We start from the raw sequence: 22,153 nt of genomic DNA, 5'->3' as shown, positions 1-22,153 counted from the left end.
TAAATAGCCCTACTACAGTTTATTTAATTACACCTTTTCGTGTTTAATTAAATCAGCTGCTTTTTCAGCAATCGCAATTACCGGTGCATTTGTGTTGCCGGTAATAATGGTAGGCATAATCGACGCATCGACTACGCGTAAGTTACTTACCCCGTGTACTCGCAAATTAGTATCCACCACTGCCATTGAGTCCTGCCCCATTTTACATGTCCCGACTGGGTGATATTCGGTATCTGCAGTTTGGCGTATAAACTCAATTAGCTGATCATCATTATTTATATCAAGCGGATAGAGCATTTTACCGCGTATGTTATCAAAAGCTTTGCTTTGCATAATAGTGAGTGTTTTTCTAAGGCCTGCAAGCATTACAGTTAAATCATCTGGATGGCTTAAGTAATTAGGGTCAATAAGTGGAGCACTACGTGGGTTGTTATCAGCTAATGTAATAGTACCTCGGCTTTTAGGGCGCATAATACTGCTGTGTATACTGTAACCATGCCCAGTGTGTAATTTACGACTATGATCGTCCACCAGCCCAATTACAAATTCTAGCTGCACATCGGGCGCTGGCGAGCCTTCAAATAATTTAATAAACGCGTGCGACTCTGCAAAGTTACTGGTTAATCGCCCTTCTCGTTTACTAAACCAGTTAACACAGCCTTTTATAATGCTGGCAATGCCTAGCGGGCTTATACCAAATGTGCCTTTATTTGTTTTTGATTTATAAAGTGGCACTACCGTTAAGTGATCTTGTAAATTAGCGCCAACACCTTCAAGTACGTGCTGAACCTTAATGTTATGTGCACTTAACTGCTCTTTTGGGCCAATACCTGAAAGCATTAATATTTGCGGCGAATTAATAGCGCCTGCACTAAGTATTACCTCTTTTTTAGCACGTAAATTAATAACCTCTTTATTACGCTCTATTTGCACGCCTTGCGCTATCTTATTGGTTATATTTATTTTATTAACGTGGCTATGGGTTAATACCGTTAAATTTGGACGGTTTAAATGCGGTGTTAAATATGCTTTTGCTGCACTACAACGTTCGCCATTGTGCTGAGTTACCTGCGATAGACGTGCGCCGCTTTGCTCTTTGCCATTTATATCGTCGCTTAAATTAACGCCCTGCTCAGCACAGGCATTTAAAAAATACTGGTTTACATCACTTGGGTTATTTAGCTCTTGTACATGTAGCAGACCCTTTGTCCCGTGCAGCTCATTATTTATAAACGCTTTATTGTTCTCAGCTTTAATAAAGTACGGGAGTAAACTATCAAAATCCCATCCCGTATTGCCATTAGCCGCCCATTGGTCGTAATCGTACTTATTACCTCTTATGTAAACCATTGCATTAGTCGAGCTTGACCCACCCAATACTTTGCCACGCGGCACAAAACCACATCGGTTATTAAGCTCTTTTTGTGGCACCGTATTGTAATGCCAGCTATTTATGCCATAAGGCACACTCGCTGCTATGCCTGCTGGCATTTGCACAAATACACTGTCATCACTGCCGCCAGCTTCAATTAAGCACACACTTACATTTTTATCCTCAGACAATCGCGATGCCATAACGCAGCCGCCACTACCTGCGCCAATCACAATGTAATCAAATGTTGTATTGTTCATGATGCACCTTAATAAAAGTTTTAAACGGCTTTTGCAGTAATAGTGCATAGAAAAACTCAACAAAACTTGATATTTTTAGACATCGTTTATTTGAGGTTAACCATGAGCAGCCTAATCAGAGCCACGTCATTACAAGGTATAGACACGCTAATTAGCGAATTTGGCGGCGATCCGCATGAAATAATGCAAAGCTGTAATATTAATAACGTTGACTTTAAAAATCTCGATAACCAATATTTACCTTATCGAGATTACGCTGAGCTATTAGAGTACTGTGCTTGTAAGTTCAATTGTTCTAGTTTTGGCCTTAAGCTCGCAAGTAGACAAAATTTTGATATTTTAGGACATATTGCAATAGCAGCCAAAAGTAGTACTACTTTAGGTGATGCACTTAATTGGGTTATTAAATACCTTCACTTGCACAGCCCTGCACTTAGCTTAAACTCGCACCCTTTAGAGAATGATAAAAGCTTGTTTTTATCATTCGAAATTAATTTAAAACCATTACCGAACATTAACCAAGTGATTGAGCTAACCATTGGTTTAGCATTGGCTGTTATTAAAAAACTGAGTAATAACCGCTGCAAACCAATTAATATATTTTTGCCAAAAAAATTAAGTACTAATACTCGCGCCTATAACACTTACTTTGGTTGTAACGTTATAGAGCATCGCAACAGCGCTGGTATTGTAATCTCAAAAAGTGATTTAACTCTTGAGCTTGATCACCCTGAACTAAATAAAGTACAAGCGGCGCTAAGCTTCTTGGCAAAAAACAAAGAACACACACAACCATTGCCCAACCAAGTTAGTGCACTAATTAGGCCTATGCTTCCTATTTATCAATGTAGTAACCAAACTATTTCAGCTGCGCTGGGTATGCACCCGCGTACTCTGCATCGAGAACTTATCAAACATAATACGAGCTTTGTAAAACTTAAAGATGCCACTCGTCGCGCTTTAGCTGCACACTATTTAGCGCAAAACCAATTTACAATATCAACCATATCTGAGCTTTTAGGGTATCAGGAACAAGCAACGCTAAGTGTTAATGTTAAACGCTGGTTTGGATGTTCTCCTCGAGCATATAGGACTAAAAAAATGTTAAACTAAACACTCTTATTATTATTTTTATTTAAGCTAAGGAGTGAGCATGAACTTTGTTATTGTTGGCACCAATTTTATTAGCGACACACTGTTAGCCGCTGCAAATACGTTAAACGATTTTAATTTATATGGGGTGTGCTCGCGCGCAGTATCAAGCGGCGAAGCATTTTTAGCCAAACACCCACAAAATGCACAAGCAAAAATTTTCACCTCAATCGAGCAAGTATGCCAAGATCGCAATGTCGATGCTGTCTACATAGCCGCCCCTAACAGCTTACACAAACAATATGCCGTTATGTGCCTAGAAGCGGGTAAACATGTCCTTGGCGAAAAACCATCAGCAGCCAATTCTAAAGAGCTTGCAAGCATTATAGCTACAGCAAAAAAACATCAGCGCCTTTACATGGAAGCCATGATGACCACTCACTTGCCTAACTTTGCACGGCTGCAACAGGCAATGGTAAAAATTGGCACACCACGTAAATATATTGGGCAATACAGTCAATATTCATCGCGTTACGATAAATATAAAAATGGCGAGCGTCCAAATACGTTTTTACCCGAGTTTGCTAATGGTGCTTTAGTTGATTTAGGGATTTACCCACTGTATTTATTAATTGCACTTTGGGGAGCGCCGCAAAGCGTAAGTGCCAGTGGCGTATTACTTGATACAGGTGTAGATGGTGCGGGCGATGTATTACTAAACTACGCAGATAAACAAGCCGTTATTAGCTACTCTAAAATATCGCAAGGCGACAACATAACCGAAATACAAGGCGAGCTTGGACGCATACGTATAGAAGCCGTATCGCAACTCAAAAAGGTGGAGTTTATTGCTAATAATGGTGAGGTAGAGGTTATATCCCAGCCGTTTGATGAGCACTTTATGAAATACGAAGTTGAACATTTTATGGCGTTAGTGAAGCAAAATATTCTTGAGTCACCCGTTAATACACATATTTTAGCCAGTAACGTAATGAGCGTACTTGATGAAGCGCGCAAACAGCTTGGCGTTGTGTACCCTAACGACTAATTAAATAAAATATGGGCGTTAACCAACGACAGTTAACGCCCAGAAGAAAGCTTAAATAGCTCCCGTACAACTACACATTTTACAAAACACACTTTACAAACACATTTAAAAATAGCGATCCCCATCCATGGGCAATCAAATACTTCTACAGCAAACTTAACACTAACAAACCAAATTCGGTTTATTACCAATATTTATTATTCAATAACCTTAAAACTAACCTAACACATAAAAACATTACCAATCAAGCTAGCCAATTGCATTATTTTAAACTAAATTGGTAATACAATAATACAACCATTGGTGTATAGTGGTTTTTAACCATAACATCGCGTTAGAATTTTGACATAATAGTGAATTTTGAGGTAACCTCTGGTATTAACAGTTGGTTTTGACTTTTAGGCCCCAGAGGCCATTATTCCTTAAGGTAATGAAGGTAAAGTATGGGTAATCGTCGCTTATTTTGGCGCATAGTTGATAAAATTGAGTCTTTAATAAATCAAGGCGAATTTTCTGCTGGGAGTCGTTTACCACCTGAACGTGAACTTGCAGAAATGTTTGATGTAAGTCGCCCTACCATTAGAGAAGCTATTATCGCATTAGAAGTACGTGGCCGAGTTGAAGTTAAAACCGGCTCTGGTGTTTACGTAGTAGAACAAAAAAATGCATCTATAAAATCAAAAGAGATCAGTGCATTTGAACTTACTCAAGCTCGCGCATTAATTGAAGGCGAAATTGCCGCTTTAGCTGCTCAAAGCATTACAGAAGAAGAACTAGAGCAACTAAATAAAACATTAATTGCCATGGAAAAAGGCCTTTATGTTGAGCAAGCCGACCGTGAGTTCCACGAAATTATAGCTAGAGCAACACGCAATAAAGCACTTGAATTTGCAGTGTCTAACTTGTGGGATTTACGTTTAACAAATCCACAAATTGTTGCTGACTATGGCAGTGTGTGTAAAAACAATAACGAGTGCGTTATGGACGAACACACCGCTATTTATACAGCCCTAAAGTCGCATGATGCAAATGCAGCGCGCAGTGCAATGCACAAACATTTTAACCGCTTAATTAATGCTTTATTTGACGCTGTAGAATCGCGTGCACTTGAAGAAATTAAACGCAAAAATGATGAAAAACGAGGCCTCTACTCGCTTGATGGCTTAGTTAATAAAAGTGCCCACTAAGGCCTTTTAACCAACTGATTAAAGTTAGCAAACGCCTGTTTGCTAACTTTACCTCTTACTTTATTTACCTGCCCTATTTAATATACTTTTAATTGCGCTATTTTTGGTCGCAAACACTTACCTATAAATTTAAAAAAAGATACTATGCCGCCATTAATATCGGGCCGGTTTAGCTTTTATACTCCCTGCATTACATAACTAATTGATAGAGTTACTCAACTCAAGGATAAAAATGCAAGCATCTTCAAAAAGTTATTTACTGGCTATCGTGTGTGTACTGCTTGCAATGATGACCATTCAAACGGGCGCGTCATTTGCAAAGCAGCTTTTTCCTATTGTTGGCCCTGAAGGTACAACTGCCCTTAGGCTTGGTTTTTCTGCCTTTATACTTTGCTTAGTGTTTAAACCTTGGAAACACTTACCTACTTCTGGTAATCGTATTCCTATAATTGTGTATGGTTTAAGTTTAGGCGGCATGAACATTTTGTTTTATTACGCCATTGAACGCATTCCACTAGGCATTGGTGTAGCGCTTGAATTTACAGGCCCGCTTGCTGTTGCCTTATTTTCATCACGCCGCAAACGTGACTTATTTTGGGTTGCCTGTGCTATTGCCGGTATTTTGCTTCTGCTTCCTGATATGAGCGGCCAAGACAGCCTTGATCCATTGGGTGTAGCGCTTGCGCTTGGTGCCGGTGCATGTTGGGCAGGTTATATATTATTTGGTAAAAAAACGGGCACACAAAGCTCTGGTGGAGCCACTGTCGCATTGGGTATGACCGTTGCCGCTATAGTGCTAGTACCTTACGGCGGCATTATGCAAAGCGCCGCGTTTACGTGGGAAATTATCCCACTGGGTATTGGTATTGCTATTTTATCAAGCGCACTGCCTTACACACTTGAAATGGTTGCACTGCGTAACATGCCTTCACAAGGGTTTAGCGTAATGATGAGTTTAGAGCCTGCAATAGCTTCGCTCGCAGGGTTTATTATACTGGGTGAGTTACTTACTTTATGGCAGTGGCTCGCTATTTTACTTGTAATTATTGCATCTGTTGGTAGCTCGTTTTCAAACGCAAAAAAACAGACTACTTAATTAACTACCAAATAATCTAAATAACCTAAATAAGCTAAATAAAGTCACCACGCAACATGGTGACTTTATTATGTTGTATCCGGTAATTTTTTAACTCACAGCCTTACTTTGCTTTTTAGTTGTAACCAAATAACCAATCAACGAAATAAGCGGCATGCCGGTAGCGACCAGAGCAATACCTGTCCACCCGCCCGCTTCATATAATGGGCTGGCAATAAGCGAGCCTACTGCGCCACCTACAAATATACTAGTCATGTAAATAGCGTTTAAACGCGCACGGCTTTGCGGTTCTAGTGCATACACTGCACGTTGACCCAATACCATATTGGCCTGCACAGCAAAATCAATAAACACACCGGTTAATGCCAATACTATAATGCCGTAAGGTAGCTCAAATAAGCTTGGTAAAAAGCACACTGCTGCAATTACTTTGGCCAGTAACGATACCTGATGTGTATAGCCTTTATCTGCCAAGCGACCAACAATGGGGGCAGCTACAGCACCTGCCGCACCCACTAATGCAAACAATGCTATTTCTGATTGCGATAAACCATACTCACGGGCAAGCACAACCGGTACGCTCGTCCAAAATAAACTGAACGATGCAAACATTAATGCTTGAAAAAGTGAACGTTGGCGCAGCACTGGTTGGCTTATCATTAACTGTTTAAGCGATTTTAATAACTTAAAATACGTTGTTTTATGGGTAGGTTGCCTGCTTGGAATAGCAAAATAAATTACGCCTGCAATAAACACCATACACCCTGCTGCAAAGTAAAATACAGCACGCCAACCAAAGTGATCGGCTATTAAACTCGATATAGGTCTTGCCAGCAAAATACCTAGCAAGAGACCCGCCATAATATTGCCAAGAACCTGTCCGCGCTTCTCGTCAGACGATAAATGCGCAGCAAGCGGAATAAGCACCTGAACAGAAACCGAGCTCATACCTATCATTAAACATAAAATAAGCATTACATTAGGTGAATCAGCAAGTGCCGTACCCACCAAACTCAAAAACGACACAGCTAAAGTAATAAGCATTAAACGCTTATTTTCAATTAAGTCAGCTAATGGCACTAAAAAAAACAACCCCAAAGCGTAGCCTATTTGTGTAAGCGATACGATAAGGCTAGCACTGTGCGCACTTAATCCAACTTCTGGGGCAAGCAACTCAATAATAGGTTGAGCGTAGTAAATATTGGCAACAATAAGACCGCAACACAAAGCAATAATAGTAACGAGTGTATTGCTAAGTGGTTGCGCTGAAACGCCTGTTTGGGTCATGTGTGTCTCTACTTTATAAAAATAATAAAACCCAACCAGCAAACGCGGGTTGGGTTTTTACAAAAAGCTTCGTTTTATTTTATTGGTGATGGCTGCCCATATGGGCTTGAGCGTAAATACTGTTTAGGTGCAGTTACTGTAGCGCCTAGCTCTGCAGCTGCATGCCACGGCCAATGCGGGTTATATAAAATGCCACGCGCTAGCGCTACACCATCGGCTTGCTGCTCACTAATAATGTTTTCGGCTTGTTGCGCCTGTGTAATTAAACCCACCGCTATAACAGGCATTTTAACCGCTTCTTTAATAGCTGTTGCAAACGGTACCTGAAAATTAGGTTTTACTGGTATTTGTTGCTCAGGGCTTAGGCCCGCCGTACTTACATGAATAAAATCACAGCCGAGTTCATCAAGCACTTTACTAAGCACTATTGATTGTTCTAAATCCCAGCCGCCTTCAACCCAATCGGTTGCCGAAATACGCACACCTACCGCTTTTTCACTAGGAAATACCGCTCTTACCGCTTTAAACACATCAAGCAATAAGCGCATTCTGTTTTCTAGGTTGCCACCGTAGTTGTCATCTCGCTTGTTTGAAAGTGGCGACAAAAACTGGTGCAACAGGTAACCGTGCGCACCATGAAGCTCGATTAAATCAAGGCCGAGTTCATCAGCGCGTTTAGCTGCACTGATAAAATCTTTAATTAATGAATCTATGTCGTCTTGGCTCATTGCTTTTGGCACTGTGCTGTTAGCGTCGTACGCAACTGCCGAAGGTGCCACGGTTTGCCAGCCATTAACGTCATCAGGTGCAATAGCATCGCCACCGTCCCATGGTTTTTCAGTTGATGCTTTGCGCCCAGCATGCGCCAACTGAATACCAATAGGCATAGGGCTATATTGTCTTACTGCTTTTAGGCTTTTGCCCAGGGCTTGCTGGGTTTCGTTATTCCAAAGCCCTAAATCGCCGTAGCTAATACGCCCTTCTGGGTTTACTGCTGTTGCTTCTAAAATTAGCAATCCTGCACCACTCAAACTCAATTGGCCCAAATGAATAGTGTGCCAATCGCTAGCAGCGCCATTATTTGCTGAGTACTGGCACATTGGTGCAATAATAATACGGTTATCTAACGTTACTTGCCCAAGTGATAAAGGCGAAAATAGTTGGCTCATTGTTAATCCTTAAAAACACGCACAAAAAAGTGCGGACAAAACAAAAAAGAGTATACGAAGCGGCAATCAAACACGCTCACTCAATAACTTACACAGTTACTTATAAATACGACTACCACTCTTAATGGGGATAAAAACACACTTTAATAGTGCTGATAAAAGCATAACTAATGACATTATAAACTATCAATTTTAATGTAATAATTTGTTTAACGAGCGCGTCATAAAGCCACCTTTAAAAAATGAATGACTATTTACCTTTAAACAAGGGTGTGATTTTTAACCTAACTGTACCTAATAGCACTAAGCTATTGCTTGTATTGCCTATTAACTAAATAAAAACCCTACACACCAACCATATTTATTCTATAAAAGTGAATTAAAATTCAATTTAAATATTCCAAGCTACTTCACTCCCTGATAAACTGCTTAACTTAATTTACTAATGTAAAACATTTGAACTGGGGATCACTTTTTATGTTTAAACCAAGCTTGTTAACCTTGGCTATTTCGAGCGCTGTTTCTAGCGTATTTTTATTGCCTAATGCCGCACTTGCTCAAGAAGAAGTTGCAGCTAAAAAAAAATCACTCGAAGTAATCGAAGTTACAGCAACAAGGCGCAGCGGCTCTGTGCAGAATGCGCCGCTAAATATTACAGCCCTTGATGCAGATATTATGAAAGATCAAAATATCAATGAGCTTGCGGATGTAGCACGCTGGGTACCTGGTTTAACAATTACCGATCAAGGTGGCCGCTCTGGCTCGCCTATTATTGTTCGTGGTTTAAATACAAACTCGTCTGGTCCATCGTCAGATGGCGGCACGGTATCTACTTATATAAACGAAATTCCAGTTTCGGTAGATATGCGCCTAGTAGATATTGAGCGTGTTGAAGTATTAATTGGGCCACAAGGCACGCTTTATGGTGCAGGCACATTGGGCGGTGCAATCCGCTACATGCTTAAACAGCCTGAGCTTGATTTTACATCGCTTGAAGTATACGGCGACCTATTTCAAACAAAAGAAAGTGACTCTTTAGGTGGCGAAGGCGGTTTTATATTTAACCTTCCTATTATTGAAGATAAATTAGCAGTTCGTGCAAGCTTAAACGTATATGAAGATCCAGGTTTTATCGATTATGGTTACGTAGTACGCGAGCCAGGCGTATCGTTGCCAGATCCAGATTGGAGCGATAGCTCAGCAGTTAATAACAACCTTAAAAATGTAAAAGACGCCAACGGCGAAACCACCACTACAGGTCGTATTTCTGTTCGCTTTAAACCAAATGAATCGTTTGAAGGTACGCTTAACTACTTTTACCAAAACCAAGACAGCGAAGGCCGCTCGATTGTTCATTACAACAGCCTTAATGCAAACAACGGCTTAAGCGATGTAATAGGTAAATACGAATCGGCTTATCGCTTTGAAGAGCCTCGCGAGAAAAAAGATCAATTACTAAGCCTTGAACTAAAAGCCGACCTAGGTTTTGCAGAGCTAGTATCGGCAACCGGTATTTCAAGCTTTGATGCCGACGGCCAACGCGACCAAACAGACTTACTTATTCGTCTTGATTACGGCTATGAAGAATTTCCTTCGTTTTCAACGTTCACCCGTGAAATAGACGAAGAAGATACCTTCACCCAAGAAATCCGCCTAGTGTCGCAAGGCGACAGCGACTTTAACTGGATTGTGGGTGGCTTTTACAACAAAATTGAAACCGAAGGTTCAAGTAAAGAGTTTACACCAGGCTTTGGCGACTTTGCAGTTGAAAATTTTGGTGCAGATCAATCTCGTCCTGATGAACTTGAATACTTTTCTATAGACCGTACAGAAATAACTGAATCAGCATTATTTGGTGAAGTTGGCTATAAAGTAACTGATAAGCTTGATGTTACTCTTGGGCTACGCTTATATAAATACGATGTAGAATCAGAATCTGCAGTGGACTTTCCATTATTTAATACACTATTTGATGGTGCAGGACCAAATGATATATCACTAAATTTTGAAAAAAATGAAGCAAGCGATAACGGCAACTTATTTAAGTTTAATGCTAAATACCAATTTACTGATTCAGTTATGGGTTATGTAACGGTAAGTGAAGGCTTTAGAATCGGTGGTTCAAATGGTTTAGCTCCGTGCCCTGATCCATTACCAGCTAATCAAGCCGGTTGTGGTAACCCTGATGAAATGCTGTATGACGCAGATACAACAACCAACTACGAGCTAGGATTCAAAAGTACATGGTTTAGAAGCCAACTACACTTTAACGCCGCGTTATTTAACGTAGATTGGGATGATGCACAAATTTCAGGTGCTACCGAAGTAGGACAATTGCCGTACCTTTCAAACGCAGGCAGCGCGAACGCAAAAGGGGTAGAAATATCTACCCGTGCCATTTTATCTGACTCGTTTTCAGTTTACGCAACTTATGCCTACACAAAAGCAGAGCTAACATCAGACGCACCATTTTTGTTTAATGCCGATGGCACCGGTGGCGCAGAAGACGGCGACCGTTTACCTGGTTCACCTGAAAACCAATTTTCGATGGGTGTAAACTATCAAACAGACGTGTTTAACGACAAAACGCTTGATATTAACTACGGTTTAACCGCGCAAAGCGATGTACTTTCAAGAGTAGGGCTTCGTGATAACGGTGAAACACTACCAGGTTACAGCTTAAGTAATATATCAGCTAAATTAACGGCTGATGCATGGTCAACTACGCTATATGTTGATAACCTATTCAACAAATACGCGGTTACATCCGTTCGTCGCTCAGATGCAGATATAACATCAGCTAATGGCGCCGACATACAACGTAACTACGGCCATTACATTAATCGCCCGCTTACGGTAGGTGTTAAATTTAACTACAAATTTGAAATATAATTTATAGTAATTTTTAAACAATGTTTTAAGGCTCAAATTTATTTGAGCCTTTTTATTTTCTTTTACAAAATAATAATTACCAAAACCATGCAGCCAAATTTAAAGCAACTTCATCAAAGCGCAATACACTCCCTAAACCAAGGTAAAATAGAGCAAGCACACAAAGCCCTAGTGGAGTTAGTGACACTCAAACCAGACTTTGCTGATGGATATTTTTTGTTAGCTATGGTTAATTTAACTGTTGGGCAAATACACAAAGCAATAAAGCTCATCGAAAAAGCTCTTACCCTTGGCCAAAGTATTGAATACACCGCGCAACTTGCTAAATGTTACGCACTTACTGGCGAATTACAAAAAGCAAAAAACACCGCACTATCGGTGCCATTAAAACAAATAACTGAAGCCCTTGATGCCGACACACTTGGCGTTGCACTTACTCAAGCAGGCATTCACGAGCAAGCACTTAACTACTTTGAGCGCGCTATTACACTGGCTACAGCGGCTAACAAAGCTCAACCACCGTTTTATTATAACTACGGCGTAAGCGCTAAGTTTTTAGGACTATTTGATAAAGCTCAACACGCTTTTGAAAATGCCATAGCGCTTAACCCGCTGCATCATCAAAGTCATTTTGCATTAAGTGATTTAACTAAAGTAAGTGAGCAAAACAACCATATTGAGCGCTTAAAAAACGTGTTTGAGCAAGTAACACACCCCGATGCAAAACTGCATATTGGCCATGCTTTAGCAAAAGAGTATCAAGATATTGGTGAGTTTTCAGAGGCTTTTAACGCGTTAGAGCAAGGTAAAGTAGCAAAACGTACTGTGCAGCCGTTTGATCATACAAGCTCAACTGAGTTATTTGAACATATTAAACGCTTAAGTGAGCAGCACACACAAGCGCTAACACAAGGTAACCCAACGGCCGAACCTATTTTTGTATTAGGTATGCCCCGATCTGGCACCACATTAGTTGAGCGTATTTTATCGAGCCACAGCGACGTACAATCAGCCGGTGAATTACAAGACTTTGGCCTAAGTGTTAAAAAGCTAAGCCAAACGCAAACACCCCATGTGCTTGACACTCAAACACTCAATAAAGCCTACGAGCTTGATTTTAATCAGCTTGGGTCAACCTATTTAAACGCAACACGCGTAATAACAGGCAGCCATAAGCACTTTATAGATAAACTCCCCTTTAACTTTTTTTATATCGACCTAATAACCAAAGCATTGCCAAACGCCAAAATAATTTGCATGCTGCGCGACCCAATGGACACCTGTATTGGTAATTACCGCCAATTATTTACCATTAATAACCCCTACTACGCGTACTCGCTCGACTTACTCGATACCGCTAAATTTTACAGTCGTTTTTACAAACTCATGCAGCACTTTAGTGCCCTGCACAGCAACATAAAATTAGTAAAGTACGAAGAATTAGTCGCCCAGCCCGAGCAGAAAATTAAAGAGTTAGTCAGCTTTTGTAACCTAGAGTGGCAAGAGCAATGTATAGATTTTCACTTAAACACCGCACCGGTCTCTACCGCCAGTAAAGTACAAGTACGCCAACCATTAAATAGCAAAGCAATTGGGCGTTGGAAGGCGTTTAAGCCCCATACTGATGCAGCAGTGGAGTACCTTTTAAAGCAGGGTATCAGTTTTGAGTAAGGGTTTTATACAATGGATTGATCAAGCGGAAGATGTACGCCCGCAAGCAAGTGAAAACAAGTTGCTCGCCGCACTTGAAACCGCTTTTGCAGATTAACCTAACATATTGCGCCATAATGTTTCGGCATTATGATTCATACGACTAAACACAAGATCTCTAAATGCGACAACGCGTGAAGCGATCATTTTTCTATCTGTCCATACCAAGTATGCCGTACCTTTAGGACATTCAACCTCCGGTAGCACTGGCACCAGTTTATTCTGCGAAGCTAGGTGCTCTAGTGCCACTTTTGGCATCAAACAAATACCCGCCCCTTCTATAGCCGCTTGAATATTCAACCTCAAACTATTAATTGAGTATTTGGGCTTAATCGGTATTTTGATTGGCTCCGAGCCTTCTTTTAGCAACCAATATGGGAAGTTATTACCAGCTAATACATTATGATCGAGTAATTCTTTAGCAGAACCTGGTGCTCCTTTTTGGGTTAAATAACTTTTTGACGCTGCCAACGCTAACTCAGTTTCAAATAGTTGGCGCTGAACAAGGTGAGAGGCCGTGGCTGGCAGTGTAACAATCGCCAAATCGATTTGCTCAGATATGAAGTCTTTTGCGTCCGATGCAAAATGCACATGAATATTCACCTTAGGATGCTCCGCCATAAACTCCAATGCGAGCGCTTGTAAGAAAAAATCGGCGAATGGCTCTGGACATGAAATATGAATATCTCCCGTCAACTCCCCTTGTGCATTTGAGAGGCTCTGCCACTGTTCATCTAGCCCGCTAAAGAGCCCTGAAAATTTATTATAAATCTCTTCGCCGGCATTAGTTAGTTGAAAGTTTTTTGAGTCACGGTGTAACAGTTTCTCATTCAACTGCTGCTCAAGGCTCGCGACTGAGCGAGAAACTGTTGGGGCTGAGGTATTTGCTTTTATACTTGCCGCCGCAAACCCTCCACACTCAACAGAAAGACAAAACCAATATAAGTTGGTCATATTTTTGGTACTGATCATCGTAGACTGCTTTTTATTTATAGAGTACATAAATGTACTTTTAAAATTCAATATTGTCTATTTTTGAATCTTTAATTACCTCTTATACTCTCTCCATCGAATCGCCTTATGGCTACAGATACTGAATGGAAATACTTATGAAAAAATTTAACCGTAAATTTCAATACCCACTAATGATATCTATGGTACTGCCAACCATGCTGCTGGGGATGTCTGGCATTATAGCTTTTCGCAACCTACCTACTGGTGCTGACTTTGTCTCAGCATGGGGATCGACCATAGTACAAGTTGTACCTTCGGCATTATTACTGCTTGCTGTTGTTGCGCCAATTGTGCGCCTGTTTGTGACAAAGGTGCTGCTCAAGCCTGAGCAAGCGTAATCTATTCGGATACTTTCAATAAATTCGACAACGGAGTTAGAAATGAACCAACAGATTTTATTAGAAGCTGTGATGATTGGAACCATGTTTCTTATTACAGCGGGTTACTTCATACGTTCGAAGGACACTGTGAGCAATAAAACAAAAAACTTTGTAACAGCCCTCTTAGGGGGATTCATGATGATGGCTGGAATGGCTAAGTTTTTCTTACCCTTCGCCGATATTTTTGCAGCTCAAATTGAGTTGAGTGGTTTACCTTTCCCTGCACTCTCAAAATTTGCAGGACAAATGGGTGAGATATTTGCTGGCCTTTTGTATTTACTTATCCTAACTGAAGGAAAGTTTATCTCATCGAAATTAGCGGCTATGATATTGAACCTAGTCACCATGCTTACTGTGGTTATTATGAGCGTGGCGGTGTATGTACACCTTTCACCCAATGTCCCAGCTGAGGTGCTGCCGCTGCAATCGAAGCCGCCAGTATTAACCGTGCTAGTTATGTTTGTTTCTTTGGGACTATGGTTGAGCAAGAAGAAAGTGTAAATCTATTTGATTTCATCGGATCTATGAAGGTTGGAGATTTGCCTAACTCAAGCTTATCTGAAAAATAAAAGCCACTAGAAACCTGAAACACGTTTCAGTCCAAAACAAGCTTGGTAGGCCCTAATGTAGCGTCAAGTTTTATTGGCTACTACAAATTTCCTAACTAGACGAGAACCTATATATAAATTGCCAAAAAAATGAGCATACCGAGTGTCTGCAATTCGCTCTAAGCCAACTAGTAGCTACATGCAATTTGCAAATACTCAATACTTTAAAAGCCTTTGCTATATACCAAGCTGAAGGGTAACTCCAGCAGCACATTATTTTGTGATTATAGGGGCTTATTATTCTGTTTTTAAAACCATACCTTTCGATTGGGCAAATATCACTAGCGCAAATACTATTTCGGTTATCCCGCCAATAAAGGCGCCGATTACAAAAGTGGCATTTAATACAATACACAGCATGCCAGAAAACATAAGCGAAACACCTAAAATCCAGTACACTTTCATGCCATATAAAGTGTTGAAAACTAAATAGCGAACACCAATTATCATAAGCATTATTGAATAAAACCATTCAGCTTGAAGTTTTGCTACATAAAACGCTAAAAACAAACCAACAAATAAAATAATAGTGCTTTCTAAGGCCAATTTACCTAATGGGTTTTTAGGGTCATGATTGCCAGAGCGTTTAAGAGCTTTTGAAAGTAGCATGGCTAAAGGATGTATAAACATACCACCAAAAAACAAAGTAAGCATACTCGATTGATTTGAATGCAGTAATGCGACAAAGCCAGCTATACACCAAACCAAGCCAGACACTAATACACCGGTTCCACCACCGAAGTATGCGAGGTTCATATTTTGTTGCGCATCTTCAAACTTCATAAAAACCCTTAATTTTAGAAATATCCCTAATTTAATATTATCGCATCGTTATTAGTTACAAATCGTTACTCGAATACACACTTAAAATAGGGAATTTATAATCGGCAAACGATACAGTTACCGATTGTGTTTCGTTGCCTTTGAAACCGAGTTTAAATTCCATTGGCATGAATCGGCTGCCGTCAGCAAAAAGTGCAAGTAAATGTTCCTGGCCTAATTCGCGATTGCCCGACGATAAGTTAGTTAGCGTTATAACAGCCCAGCGTTCGCCCTCTTCATTGCTCATTAATACATAATTAACGATTTTAAAATCCCCTTTTTTAGGGGTTATGTTGCTATCGTTTGCAAACGATAAGTGCATGCTATTTGGTACTGCACGGTCAACATTTAGCGCTTTAATAGAGTCGGCTTGGGTTGCCCACGAAAGCACCAATAAAATGATCACTAAGGCTTTATTCACTGTTAGTTCCTTTTTATTACCTAGTAAAATACCTAGTAAATTACGTAACAAATTACATAACAATAACTGTTTAAATTATATTCGCATTCCATACCTATTATGTAAACAAACAATCATCGCAATTTTATCCAGCGCTTTGACTGTGCCGCTGCAGACTAAGCGCTCATTCAGTGTGCTTGCGCTACTTTAGGGTAATAACGAGCGATAAGAGTAAATAATTCAAAGCTAACTTAAAGTGAAAAGCGCGATTAAACAGGAGTATAAACGTATGGCAAGCACACATAAAAACTCAACAATGGATTTATCTGATCCCGGTAATAGCATTCAAGTAAGAGGGGCACGCGTTCACAACTTGAAAAATGTAGACGTTGATTTACCTCGTAACGCATTGGTTGTTTTTACAGGAATATCGGGCTCTGGAAAATCGTCGCTTGCGTTTGGAACGCTGTTTGCTGAGTCGCAGCACCGCTATCTTGATTCGGTTTCGCCGTACGCCCGTAGGTTAATAGATCAAGTTGATGAGCCAGATGTTGACTCTATTGAAGGGCTACCGCCTGCCGTTGCTTTGCAGCAGCAACGCGGCGCACCGTCGGTTCGCTCATCCGTTGGCAGCATAACAACTATTTCTAACGCGCTACGCATGCTTTACTCTCGTGCTGGCGATTATCCCAAAGGGCAAAGCATACTTTACGCCGATGCGTTTTCGCCGAATACGCCACAAGGTGCGTGCCCAGAATGCTCAGGAATAGGCCGAGTGTTTGAAGTAACCGAAAAGCTACTTGTGCCAGATGAAACAAAAACTATTCGCCAGCGCGCCATTGAAGCGTGGCCACCAGCATGGCAAGGTAAAAACCTAAGCCGTATACTTACCTCGCTTGGTTATGACATAGATACGCCTTGGAACAAACTTTCTAAAAAAGCACGCGATTGGATTTTATTTACCGACGAAACTCCTACTGTGCCGGTATACCCAGATTACACCTATGAGCAAACACAAAATGCGATACAAAACAACGAAGATCCAAGCTACATGGGAACTTTTTCAAGCGCTAAACGCTTTGTTTTACAGTCTTTTGCGACCACACAAAGTCCGCGTACAAAAAAACGCGTATCGCAGTTTATGCAAATATCGCAGTGCCCTACTTGCCAAGGTAAAAAATTAAAACAAGCATCGCTCAGTGTTAAATTTGCAGGGCTTGATATTGGCGAGCTATCTCAACTTACATTAAACGAGCTTGCTAAAAAACTAAGTAACGCCGCCAATACCAAAGTAAATAAAAATACAAAAAATCCAGAGCAAGCCATTGTTACGCAGCGCATTGCCAGCGATATACTCACCCGTATTGAAGCACTAACCATGCTTGGTTTAGGGTACTTGTCGCTAGAGCGTACAACGCCAACGCTCTCACCCGGAGAACTACAACGGTTGCGACTTGCCACACAAATTCGCTCTAAATTATTTGGGGTGGTTTACGTGTTAGATGAACCTTCAGCAGGTTTACACCCTGCAGACACACAAGCACTTTTAAAAGCGCTTGATGAGCTAATAGCGGCTGGCAATTCTGTATTTGTTGTTGAGCACGATGTTAGCGTTGTTAAACACGCCGATTGGATTGTTGATGTGGGTCCTAATGCAGGTGTGCATGGTGGCGACATTATTTACAGCGGCCCTGTTGAAGGGTTAAGAAAAATAAAAAATTCGCACACCGGTCACCACCTTTTTGCTAAAAACGCCAGTCAAGAGTCTACTCAAAACAGCGCGCAAAAAAAGGAGCAAAGGCAGCCTAGTGCGTGGTTAAAATTGGCTAATATTGAGCGCAATAATCTTAAAAATCTCAATGCAGAATTTCCGCTAGGCGTAATGACAACGGTCACTGGGGTTTCGGGCTCTGGTAAATCAAGCTTAGTGAGCCAAGCGTTAGTAGAGCTTGTTTACGAAGCACTTGGGCAAAAAGTAATACCGGAAGCCCCCACCGACGAAGCCGACTTACTCGAACAAGAACTGCAAACACACACCAGCGGAAAAATCATTGAAGGTATAAATAATATAAGCCGCCTGATTACCGTAAATCAAAAAGCGATTGGCCGTACCCCTCGTTCGAACTTAGCTACCTACACGGGTTTGTTTGATCACGTGCGTAAACTATTTGCTTCAACCCAAAAAGCAAAAGAGCGCCGTTACGATGCAGGTCGCTTTTCGTTTAATGTTGCTAAAGGTCGCTGTAAAAACTGTGAAGGCGTTGGCTTTGTAAGTATAGAGCTACTGTTTTTACCAAGCGTTTATTCACCTTGCCAAGTGTGTCATGGCAAACGTTATAACGAGCAAACACTTGAGGTTACATATCGTGATAAAAACATAAGCGATATCCTCAATTTAACGGTTGAAGCGGCGCATACCTTTTTTGAAAATGAGCCTGCAATACTGCGAGCACTCGATGCACTTATGCAAGTAGGTCTTGGGTATTTGCGTTTAGGGCAACCTGCTACCGAGCTTTCTGGCGGTGAAGCGCAACGTATTAAATTAGCCACCGAGCTGCAACGTGCGCAGCGCGGCAACACGCTTTATGTTCTTGATGAACCAACCACAGGGCTGCATCCATCGGATGTATCAATGTTAATGTCGCAGTTAAATAAATTAGTTGATGCTGGCAATACCGTTATTATGGTTGAACACGATATGCAAGTAGCCCGCAATAGTGACTGGGTAATTGATGTAGGCCCTGGTGCTGGTGAAGAAGGCGGCTTAATTGTAGCACAAGGTTCACCCGAAAAAGTGGCAAGCGTAAAGGCGAGTAAAACCGCACCATTTTTACTTAAATAGTTAATAGATGACGCTTTTAGTTGTATAAAAGCGTCATCTATATATGGTAGTTAACGCTGAAAATAACGGCTTGAGATAGATTAATTATCCAAAGTTCAGGTTTACTAATACATCCCTTTTTTATCTTGGTAACCAATCTGAAATAGCTTTACCTATTTCGTGCGGTGAATCCTCTTGGATGTAGTGAATACCGCTTACGGTTACCTCAGTTAGGTTTGGCCATGTGCGCACAAAATCTCTTGCGTAACCAACTAAAAAAGCACCCGGTTCAGCATTAATAAATAGCTTAGGAATATCGTGAGAGTTAGCTAAATAGCTCGCATAGCTTTTAACTAAAGCCACGGTATCGGCAGGCTCTCCAGCAATGGGCAGTTGGCGAGGCCCTGCTAAAATTGCACGGCGATCTTCTCCTGCATTTATAAAGGGTCTGCGATACTCATCATGCTCTGCCTGCGTTAATTTGCGTGCAATGGTCGCTGGTAATATTGTTTCAATAAAAAAGTTGTCATCAAGCACCATTTTTTCACCCTCAGCTGAGCGCATAGTGCCAATGGGGCCGTGCAAATCTTTAGGAAAATCGTCCCATGTTGGAAAGTCAGTAACAATTGCTTCCATAAACGCAATTGCTTTTACAGCATCACGATGTGTATTAGCCCAGTTAAAACCAACGCCTGAACCCCAATCGTGCAGCACCAAGGTAACGTTATTATTTACACCCAACGCTTCTAAAAGTGCAAATGTGTATTTGCTGTTTTCAGCAAGTGAGTAGCTGCCTTCATGGGTGTTATCTAACTTTTGTGAATCTCCTAATCCAATCATATCGATAGCAATTAAACGCCCTTTTCCTTGCAAATAGGGCATAACGTTTCGCCAAAGGAAGCTAGATGTCGGGTTACCATGTAAAAACACAATAGGATCACCTTCGCCTTCATCTATGTAGGCCATCTTTTTATCTAATACAGTTTTAAACTTTTTTGTATAACGTAATGTTTCTGAATCATTTTTCATTTAATTATATCGCTCTATTTAACTGATGAGCTGGCGGTAAATCCTCGCTCATCTAATTTGTGTAATATTCGAAGTAGATTAACTAATTTCGAGTTAATATACATGACTGAGTCACACAATAAGTGAGAGCGCTTAATTTGTCACTATATTTATATGATCGAATCACATATAATTAAGTTTATGAAAAATGAAAAATATATATCAAATTTAATCGGCACGTTTGCTACTTCTGTTTCTAATGACATTGAAAAACAGATTGCTGAATTAGGCGGGCGAAGCCTAAGCCACGAAGCGGCACTGGTCACTATTTACAATCATCCTAATGAAACCATTGATGTACTAAGCAAGGTTTTAGGCTTAACGCATTCTGGTGCAGTTAGATTAATAAATACACTTGAAAAAGAAGAATTTGTAGAAAGGCGAAAGTCAGTAAAAGATGCCCGCTCTGTTGTTTTATGCGTAACGGATAAAGGAAGTAAAAGGGTTGAACTAGTACTAAGCAGCAGAGAAACAGCTACCTCTAAAATACTAAACAACTTTAATGATGAACAAAAACAAAGTTTTTTAAGTTTGATAGAAATAGCACTTAGCAGCCTAACAAGCGAGCAGGTAGAAGCACGTAAAATATGCAAATTATGTAACGAAGGTGTATGCCGTAAACAAGGCTGCCCGGTAGAAAACTCAATTAAGTAACTAATTACTTCATGCATCTGCCCACTATAAACGTATTAAATTATTTGCTTTAATACGTTAGCGCTCAAAGTGTTAGCTCTTTAAAAAGCGTTCTATTTTAGGTTTTACCGTAACCGACATTATCAGCATTATAGTTAAACCTATTGGTAATGCGGCAAATAACCCTTCAGCCCATCCAGTTACAAATACCCCCATATCGGCATAGCCAATATTATTAGTAGCGGTAACAAACGCCATCACCGACTCCATGATCAGCGCCATAAAAACACTAATCAATAAATTACGTTTTAGCTCACTGCTATTAGGTAATAACTGGGCAACTAGCTTATGCATTAAGGTCATCATTACAAAACCAACAGGCGCCATAACCAATACTGCACTTATAAATGAGGTAAACCAGTCGGCATAAAAATGCTCTGTAACACCCACATTCACATAAGTCATAATGCCAGTTAGAGTACCGCCGATTAGAGTGATAATACTTACCATAACCAGTATTTTATAAATTACTGGTGTTTTTTTAGGCTCAACCATTACTAGATTTGCTGATACGGGTGTACTCATTATTGGGCATGCCTTAAGCGTTAAATAGATGACAAAATCAACTATAGCAAATTAATTGATAATATCAACTACTTTTTAAGCTAACCAAAAATAAGCCAAATTCCAACTAACCCCATTAAACTACCAGCAATACGGTTCATCCATTTAATATTATCACCACGGCTTAAAAATAAACGTAAGCTTTTACCGCCTGTTGCGTAAGCTAACATACTTAAAAACTCGGTGGTCATTATAACGCCAAGTAATACTAAAAGCTGAGGGGCTACAGCATGCTCAACACTAATAAACGGCGGTAATAACGAGATCATAAACGCCCACCCTTTAGGATTTGCTATTGCGGTTACAAAACCTTGCGTAAATAACGACTTTCTACTTACGTCATTTGGTTTTGAGGTATCGACCGACATTTTGCCTTTGGCTCGCCACATGTTAACGCCAATGTAAATTAAGTACGCACCGCCTACCCACTTTAAAATGGCAAACGCATCTGGGTAATTTAGCATTACGCTTGCAACGCCTAATACCGCAGCTATGGCAACGGTTGCTACGCCTAACAGCTCACCTATCATCATCCATAATGTGCGGCGCACGCCAATGCTCATACCGAGTGTCATGGCAAGGGTCATACACATACCTGGGGTGATAGACACAAAAAAGAACGTAGGAATAAAAACCGCAAGTGCTGCTACATCAATCATTAATTTACTCT

The 22,153-nt window shown here is 40.6% G+C and carries 19 protein-coding genes; 10 read left to right on the top strand and 9 right to left on the bottom strand.

Going from position 1 to position 22,153, the window contains the following annotated elements:
• Positions 1-27: 27 nt before the first annotated feature.
• A complete protein-coding gene (locus P20429_RS13805) occupies positions 28-1,632 on the bottom strand; it encodes a GMC family oxidoreductase (RefSeq protein ID WP_007581818.1) in 1,605 nt (534 codons plus the stop codon).
• A gap of 102 nt (positions 1,633-1,734) precedes the next feature.
• Here P20429_RS13805 and P20429_RS13810 point away from each other — a divergent pair, with 102 nt between their 5' ends.
• The 4 genes from P20429_RS13810 (at position 1,735) to P20429_RS13825 (ending at position 6,055) form a co-directional block, all read left to right on the top strand.
• Positions 1,735-2,745 (top strand): AraC family transcriptional regulator, encoded by a 1,011-nt coding sequence (locus tag P20429_RS13810; RefSeq protein WP_007581817.1) that lies wholly within the window; start codon positions 1,735-1,737, stop codon positions 2,743-2,745.
• A gap of 40 nt (positions 2,746-2,785) precedes the next feature.
• Positions 2,786-3,772: a Gfo/Idh/MocA family protein gene (locus P20429_RS13815; RefSeq protein ID WP_007581816.1), complete on the top strand. Its 987-nt coding sequence runs from the start codon at positions 2,786-2,788 to the stop codon at positions 3,770-3,772.
• Between the two features lie 443 nt (positions 3,773-4,215).
• Positions 4,216-4,959, top strand: a complete 744-nt coding sequence (locus tag P20429_RS13820; RefSeq protein WP_002960591.1) for a FadR/GntR family transcriptional regulator — start codon at positions 4,216-4,218, stop codon at positions 4,957-4,959.
• Positions 4,960-5,191: 232 nt separating this feature from the next.
• Positions 5,192-6,055, top strand: coding sequence for a DMT family transporter (locus tag P20429_RS13825; RefSeq protein ID WP_007581815.1), 864 nt, complete (start codon positions 5,192-5,194; stop codon positions 6,053-6,055).
• A gap of 90 nt (positions 6,056-6,145) precedes the next feature.
• Here P20429_RS13825 and P20429_RS13830 read toward each other — a convergent pair whose 3' ends face one another.
• A complete protein-coding gene (locus tag P20429_RS13830; protein ID WP_007581814.1) occupies positions 6,146-7,342 on the bottom strand; it encodes an MFS transporter in 1,197 nt (398 codons plus the stop codon).
• Positions 7,343-7,416: 74 nt separating this feature from the next.
• On the bottom strand, positions 7,417-8,511 hold the full coding sequence (locus P20429_RS13835) for an NADH:flavin oxidoreductase/NADH oxidase (RefSeq protein WP_007581813.1): 1,095 nt from the start codon (positions 8,509-8,511) through the stop codon (positions 7,417-7,419).
• 477 nt (positions 8,512-8,988) lie between these two features.
• Here P20429_RS13835 and P20429_RS13840 point away from each other — a divergent pair, with 477 nt between their 5' ends.
• Together P20429_RS13840 and P20429_RS13845 are read left to right on the top strand one after the other, a co-directional pair.
• Positions 8,989-11,403 carry a TonB-dependent receptor gene (locus P20429_RS13840; RefSeq protein ID WP_007581812.1) on the top strand — a complete coding sequence of 805 codons (2,415 nt, stop codon included), beginning with the start codon at positions 8,989-8,991 and terminating at the stop codon, positions 11,401-11,403.
• Between the two features lie 87 nt (positions 11,404-11,490).
• Positions 11,491-13,074: a sulfotransferase gene (locus P20429_RS13845; RefSeq protein ID WP_033026483.1), complete on the top strand. Its 1,584-nt coding sequence runs from the start codon at positions 11,491-11,493 to the stop codon at positions 13,072-13,074.
• 93 nt (positions 13,075-13,167) lie between these two features.
• Here the strand turns inward: P20429_RS13845 and P20429_RS13850 are convergent, their stop codons facing one another.
• Positions 13,168-14,136, bottom strand: a complete 969-nt coding sequence (locus P20429_RS13850) for a LysR family transcriptional regulator (RefSeq protein WP_237715148.1) — start codon at positions 14,134-14,136, stop codon at positions 13,168-13,170.
• A gap of 74 nt (positions 14,137-14,210) precedes the next feature.
• On the opposite strand from P20429_RS13850, the gene P20429_RS13855 reads away from it, so the two are divergent.
• The gene (locus P20429_RS13855) at positions 14,211-14,465 is read left to right on the top strand and encodes a DUF2798 domain-containing protein (protein WP_202799302.1); all 255 of its coding nucleotides are present in this window, start codon (positions 14,211-14,213) and stop codon (positions 14,463-14,465) included.
• 42 nt (positions 14,466-14,507) lie between these two features.
• Positions 14,508-15,008, top strand: a complete 501-nt coding sequence (locus P20429_RS13860; protein ID WP_050548727.1) for a hypothetical protein — start codon at positions 14,508-14,510, stop codon at positions 15,006-15,008.
• Between the two features lie 344 nt (positions 15,009-15,352).
• Here the strand turns inward: P20429_RS13860 and P20429_RS13865 are convergent, their stop codons facing one another.
• On the bottom strand, positions 15,353-15,898 hold the full coding sequence (locus P20429_RS13865) for a hypothetical protein (RefSeq protein WP_007581807.1): 546 nt from the start codon (positions 15,896-15,898) through the stop codon (positions 15,353-15,355).
• 55 nt (positions 15,899-15,953) lie between these two features.
• The gene (locus tag P20429_RS13870; protein WP_007581806.1) at positions 15,954-16,358 is read right to left on the bottom strand and encodes a hypothetical protein; all 405 of its coding nucleotides are present in this window, start codon (positions 16,356-16,358) and stop codon (positions 15,954-15,956) included.
• 268 nt (positions 16,359-16,626) lie between these two features.
• On the opposite strand from P20429_RS13870, the gene uvrA reads away from it, so the two are divergent.
• Entirely contained in the window at positions 16,627-19,179 is a 2,553-nt protein-coding gene (uvrA, locus tag P20429_RS13875; RefSeq protein WP_007581805.1) for an excinuclease ABC subunit UvrA, read from the top strand.
• Between the two features lie 120 nt (positions 19,180-19,299).
• Here the strand turns inward: uvrA and P20429_RS13880 are convergent, their stop codons facing one another.
• Complete coding sequence (locus P20429_RS13880) at positions 19,300-20,187, bottom strand: haloalkane dehalogenase (RefSeq protein WP_007581804.1); 888 nt, start codon at positions 20,185-20,187, stop codon at positions 19,300-19,302.
• 180 nt (positions 20,188-20,367) lie between these two features.
• Here P20429_RS13880 and P20429_RS13885 point away from each other — a divergent pair, with 180 nt between their 5' ends.
• Entirely contained in the window at positions 20,368-20,880 is a 513-nt protein-coding gene (locus P20429_RS13885; RefSeq protein WP_007581803.1) for a MarR family winged helix-turn-helix transcriptional regulator, read from the top strand.
• 72 nt (positions 20,881-20,952) lie between these two features.
• Here the strand turns inward: P20429_RS13885 and P20429_RS13890 are convergent, their stop codons facing one another.
• Together P20429_RS13890 and P20429_RS13895 are read right to left on the bottom strand one after the other, a co-directional pair.
• Entirely contained in the window at positions 20,953-21,444 is a 492-nt protein-coding gene (locus P20429_RS13890; RefSeq protein ID WP_007581802.1) for a DUF2798 domain-containing protein, read from the bottom strand.
• Between the two features lie 80 nt (positions 21,445-21,524).
• Positions 21,525-22,142, bottom strand: coding sequence for a LysE family translocator (locus P20429_RS13895; protein ID WP_007581801.1), 618 nt, complete (start codon positions 22,140-22,142; stop codon positions 21,525-21,527).
• Between the last annotated feature and the right edge of the window lie 11 nt (positions 22,143-22,153).

The sequence above is a fragment of the Pseudoalteromonas sp. BSi20429 genome, assembly GCF_000238895.1.
GTDB classification, from domain to species: Bacteria; Pseudomonadota; Gammaproteobacteria; order Enterobacterales; family Alteromonadaceae; genus Pseudoalteromonas; species Pseudoalteromonas arctica.
Note: the sequence above shows the minus strand (reverse complement) of the source record. Positions and strands in the feature narration are given on the sequence as shown.